Below are 4,816 nucleotides of genomic sequence, written 5' to 3'. Positions count from 1 at the left end.
GCGCGGCCGAGGTTTCCATCTCGAAGCTGAAGCTGGCGTCGTTCAGGCGCAGCTTCGAGATGCTTTCGCGCAGCTTCTCGAAGTCGTTGGCGTCGGTCGGGAACAGGCCGCAGAACACCACCGGCTGCACTTCCTTGAAGCCCGGCAGCGGCGCGTCGGCGGGGCGGCGGGCGTCGGTCAGCGTGTCGCCGACCCGGGCCTGCGCGACGTCCTTGATCTGCGCGGTGATGAAGCCGATCTCGCCGGGGCCGGCTTAGGGAGTCGAGCGATCCCAATGCTCTTGCAATGCCGCTTTGCTCGGCGCCACCTTGCCTACCTGAAGTTTCTTGCCGTCGAGCGCTCGGTACTCTGCCTCTTCGATCTGATCGGCAACACGGATGGCTAACGTATCCGGATCGACGGACAGCAATCCTAAATCGAATAGAGTATGGATGTCGGCACGAAGGAGCAGACCATTATCTGGTTGGTTGGTCGCCGGACCTTGGTACGGTGAAATATGTGCGGCTTCTAGGACCCATGCGACCGCACACGCAGTCATTGCACATTTGCCATCAAATGCGTCCAACAGCTTCGTGCGAAACGCACGCTGGCCTTGGCGTCTCACGATTTCGACAATAATGCGTTTGCGGCCATCCTCTTGATTTGCTGGATCGAAGGGAATGTCGGGCAGCTGTGGCTGCTGTTCCGCGAAATCAGTCAGTGCTGAGGGGCCTCCGATCCCGAAACGGGCTGTTAGCGCGTCAGGTGCCTCATCAACTCCGCGAATCTTTTCGGCCAACTCCGGTGCTAGCTTTTCGAATTCATCCAGGTTCAGCCAGCCGGTGAAGTATTTTCCATCCGATCGGAAAATCAGGACGACAGCAGGATTGTCATCATCATCCAATTCTTCGGGGAAATCTGTAGCGTCGCTCCACGCGGGATGACGATTGCCTCGCTGATCGACAATGAGCCATTCACCGCTTCTTCGATCAGGATCGCTCGATACCGTAAACGTTCCTTCTGCGCTTTCAACGTCCGTACGATTGTTCGTCAGCGGCGGGAAAAAGTCGGCGAAATTCTGGCCCGCTCGGCTGCGCCCGAGCACGATATAGGTCGCGCCTCCCCCACTACCTCCCGCAAACTCGCCTCTGATATTTTTGTAATCCGTGGCATTTAGTCGCTTCCACGCTACTTCAGCCATGAGCGGATTCCATCATCTCGCCAGCCCTAATGGCCGAACACTGGGCAGGCAGGTAGGCGATTGCGCCGAGTTCATATGCCACTTCGACCCGACGACGTGCACGAGCAGCTCGTTCGGGATCGCGCGCGTGAGATTGCAGCAAGTCTCGCGTGACAGTCGACTGCTGCTCTCCGTAAATTGCCGGCTGACCGCGATCAATCAGCGGGAAATCGATTAACATCAGATCGAGATCGTCGTCCGACAAGCCATAGGCGGTTAGCACAAGCCGATCGGCACGGCATCGAAGGTCAGCCATTTCCCTTAGTGCATCGCGTGACACTCCGCGACGATCGAATCGATCGAGAGCCCTCGCGGTTTCGATCAACTGCCTTCCCGGCAGGGACTCAGGTTCGATTGGAGGCATTCGAAGACTCAACAGGTGGAAATAATTGACCGTCGTGGTGATCACCCGACGGAGCAGCCAATCGAACGGCAGCGAATTCGCGACGGCTACCCACAACCACAGTCTTTCGTCGCAATTATCATTTGGGAAAAGCAACGTCGGAACCTTGTTACCACAGACTACGCCAGGCGGAATGATTGCGGCCAGCAAAGATCGCTCATTTGTCTGCCCCGTAATGTCACAAAAGCCGGCCCGCAGTCGGGTCGATCTTTGTCGCGCGGTCTCACTCAATGCGTCCGGCCGAATAAAGAATTGCGGCCGCACCACGCTCGCTCCTGGCAAGGTCACCTCCCAGGTTGCGCTTCTTCCCGTACCGCAAACATATGCTTTAGCGCCGAACCGATGTTGATGGACCATTCGCCCCTCGATCAGCGGCAAGGTGCTCTTGCCCGCACTTCTGGAAAAGTGCCGACGATCACGGGTCATATCGACCTCCCGCACCAACTCGGGATGCCAACGGCAATCTGGTTGCGACCAATCCACCCCGCTACGGATCATGCGGCAGTACAGGAGCCATTCGTCTTCGCTGCGAACCTCCGGAACCGACAGGTCGGATCGCAATTCCGCTAATGTCCTGCGTCCAATTTGGACGCGGGGTGTCACTTCGACGCCAGATTCGTTTCCGCGGCCATGCGCGAGTTCCAGCGCTGCCATCTTTTCGCCAACCGATCGCGCGCGCCAGTGAATGCAGAGGAATTTGAATCGAGTGTCGATCTCGAAGAACCGAGCGCGATTCTCGAAGATTTCTACCGACATTTGGCTGGATCGAGAGGATAGCTGTCGGCGCAAAGACTCTGTTGTCTTTGATCGGATCAGCCCAGCCGGCACAAGTAGCGCCGCTTCCCCTCCCGGGCGTAATATCTTTCGGGTCAACTCCGTAAACGCGACAAACAGATCAGTCTCGCCAGAGCCTGCAGTAGCGTGAAGATTTGCTACTTCGCGGGCATAATTCTTGGTCGCATTGATGCACTGCGTGTAGTCTTCAAAATCGAGTTGCACATAATCCGCACCATAATGCCGAGATTGACCGTTCGCTCGCAAGTATTCATGGCGAGTAAGCTTCACCTTTTCCCACGGCGGGTTACCAATGACAGCGTCGAAGCCGTCTGGCGCCATCCGCTGCCACTCCTCGATCGGGCGGATAAGACTGTCTCCCGAGAGCCACCGTGCACGCATTCTTGCAAGTGCGTCCAAATCGTCCGTTAGACATGCGAGCGAAAGGAGGCAGCCGCGCAGAGCGTTTGGCGATAAGTCTGCCGCGTTCACCCCATCTGACAGCCACTCAGCGGCAAGTTGGCGGTCGCCACCGCACGTTTCGAGCATCAACGCGGTCAGCAAAATGCCCGCTCCGCAAGCTGGGTCGATCACCTTCGCTCGCGGGGCTAAGTTGGGCGCCAATAGTTTCGCCAGATGACCGGCGAGTCTAAAATCTGTGTGGTAGGCGCCCGATCTACGCCTATTTGGCTCTTCAAGGGCTTCGCGCGCAAGAGCACTCACAGCCAGCGCGGGAGGTATGCCAGTTGGCGCGATGGCTTCGATCACGCGTCGAGCCGCCGTCAAACATGAGTCGGTGGATTCAATGGGCACATGATCGAAACGGTGCTGGAATGCGGGCAGATCGAAGCCACCAAGCCGGCTCGCCACTCCTTCCAGCAACTGAAATCGCGCTTCTTGAGCGCGCGAAATCTGAACACGGGCGACGTGTTTGCTGACAATGGCCTCTGCCTTGGCGAGCAACCCCGCCTCCAGAGACCGCGGACTCACGCTGCCGCCTGCAAGGCAGTTCGCTCAAGTTCGATCAGATATTCGTTCACCGTTGCCCTCCTCCCACTGGCGATACGGTTAGGTCGATAGCGCCCAATTTCCGTCAACATTGTTGGCGTCGCTTGCCCAAACGAAGCAATCCCATCTGATAGATTCTCAATTGGGACGTGTGCGTTGTCGCTATAGGACACAAGCACGCGTTCAGCCTCAAGCCCACCGATCAGTGTTGTAAACGCTCGCATTGCCTTCGTCTTGTAACAGAAGTCTGACGCCTTCTGTTGCCAAGGTCGAATGCCCGCGACTCCTGAAACGACCGGCGCATCGCCCAATGCGATAGTTTCGAGTAAATGGTAGTAAGCGGCATACTGCCGCTTGGTATAAGGTGGGTCGAGATAGACCACGTCGGAGGGTCGCGTTCTAACTCTCTCTGCTTCCATCACGCTTAGAGACACCCGAACCTCACCCGGCAGCAACGGGCGCGGCTTCATCGAAAGTGCACCAAGCGCCTGCTTCTGCCATATCGAAAGGAAACAACCGTAGGTGCCTGCGATATTTGCGACGCGGTTAGCCGCGCTTAGCAGATCTGCAATCAGCAATTGCTCTTCACAATCACTAATTGCGCCATCCTTTTTCCAGTCATCGATGCGCCGGCGGATGGCGTCGATGCGTCCTGCATTTTCCTTTGTAAAATAGCGCCGCTCGAATCCGATTTCGCGCGTGGATGCCGGGCTATATGACCGATAGATAAAGCCACTCTCGCCGGCCAATGCGTTGAGGCAATCAATCGTTTTCTTGTAGCCGCCGGTAGCTTCGAAACGCGCATTTTCGGAACCAAGAATGCGCGAAGCGGCCATTATGACGGCGCAATGAAGGTGATCGTTCAGGTGCACATCCCATCCGGCCCGGACGGCGCCCTCGGCAACGGCTCCTGTGCCGCAGAAAAGATCGACAAATCGGCCACCACGAGACGTAGGGGGGCCAAGCGCCTCGATAATCTCCGCTACGATCCGCGCCTTCGACCCAATGTAGCGGAAGGTCATCGATTACCCCTCTTTTACACGCCGTTCTGTTTACGTTCTATGTTGGCCAAATCAGGAAGGCAACAGCAGCACTGCCGTTTCAGCAAAGTGACGCGCTTCGCGCGGCGCCTTTGTCGCAAGGGCGGCTGACGCCGCCCCCGTGTGCTCACTCCTCCCCCATCCGAAGCGCAGCAATAAAAGCCTCCTGCGGAATCTGCACGGAGCCGTATTCCCGCATCCGCTTCTTGCCTTCCTTCTGCTTCTCCAGCAGCTTCCGCTTGCGCGTGATATCGCCGCCATAGCATTTGGCGGTCACGTCCTTGCGCAACGCCGCGATCGTCTCGCGGGCTATCACCTTGCCGCCGATCGCGGCCTGGATCGGGATCTTGAACAGGTGGCGCGGGATCAGGT

At 57.5% G+C, this 4,816-nt stretch carries 3 protein-coding genes and 2 pseudogenes; all 5 read right to left on the bottom strand.

Going from position 1 to position 4,816, the window contains the following annotated elements; genetic code table 11:
- Nucleotides 1–250: pseudogene (locus ACFSCW_RS16770) on the bottom strand (elongation factor 4); the annotation flags it as partial.
- Between the two features lie 3 nt (nucleotides 251–253).
- The gene (locus ACFSCW_RS16765) at nucleotides 254–1,180 is read right to left on the bottom strand and encodes an HNH endonuclease (RefSeq protein ID WP_380891597.1); all 927 of its coding nucleotides are present in this window, start codon (nucleotides 1,178–1,180) and stop codon (nucleotides 254–256) included.
- Nucleotides 1,173–3,359, bottom strand: coding sequence for an Eco57I restriction-modification methylase domain-containing protein (locus ACFSCW_RS16760; RefSeq protein ID WP_380891595.1), 2,187 nt, complete (start codon nucleotides 3,357–3,359; stop codon nucleotides 1,173–1,175). The genes ACFSCW_RS16765 and ACFSCW_RS16760 overlap by 8 nt, the downstream gene beginning before the upstream one ends.
- 23 nt (nucleotides 3,360–3,382) lie before the next feature.
- On the bottom strand, nucleotides 3,383–4,426 hold the full coding sequence (locus ACFSCW_RS16755) for a DNA adenine methylase (RefSeq protein WP_380891593.1): 1,044 nt from the start codon (nucleotides 4,424–4,426) through the stop codon (nucleotides 3,383–3,385).
- Between the two features lie 145 nt (nucleotides 4,427–4,571).
- Nucleotides 4,572–4,816 (bottom strand): annotated as a pseudogene (locus tag ACFSCW_RS16750) (elongation factor 4); the annotation flags it as partial.

The organism is Sphingomonas tabacisoli (assembly GCF_042678385.1).
GTDB lineage: Bacteria > Pseudomonadota > Alphaproteobacteria > Sphingomonadales > Sphingomonadaceae > Sphingomonas_B > Sphingomonas_B tabacisoli.
This window is presented reverse-complemented; position numbering and strand designations above follow the sequence as displayed.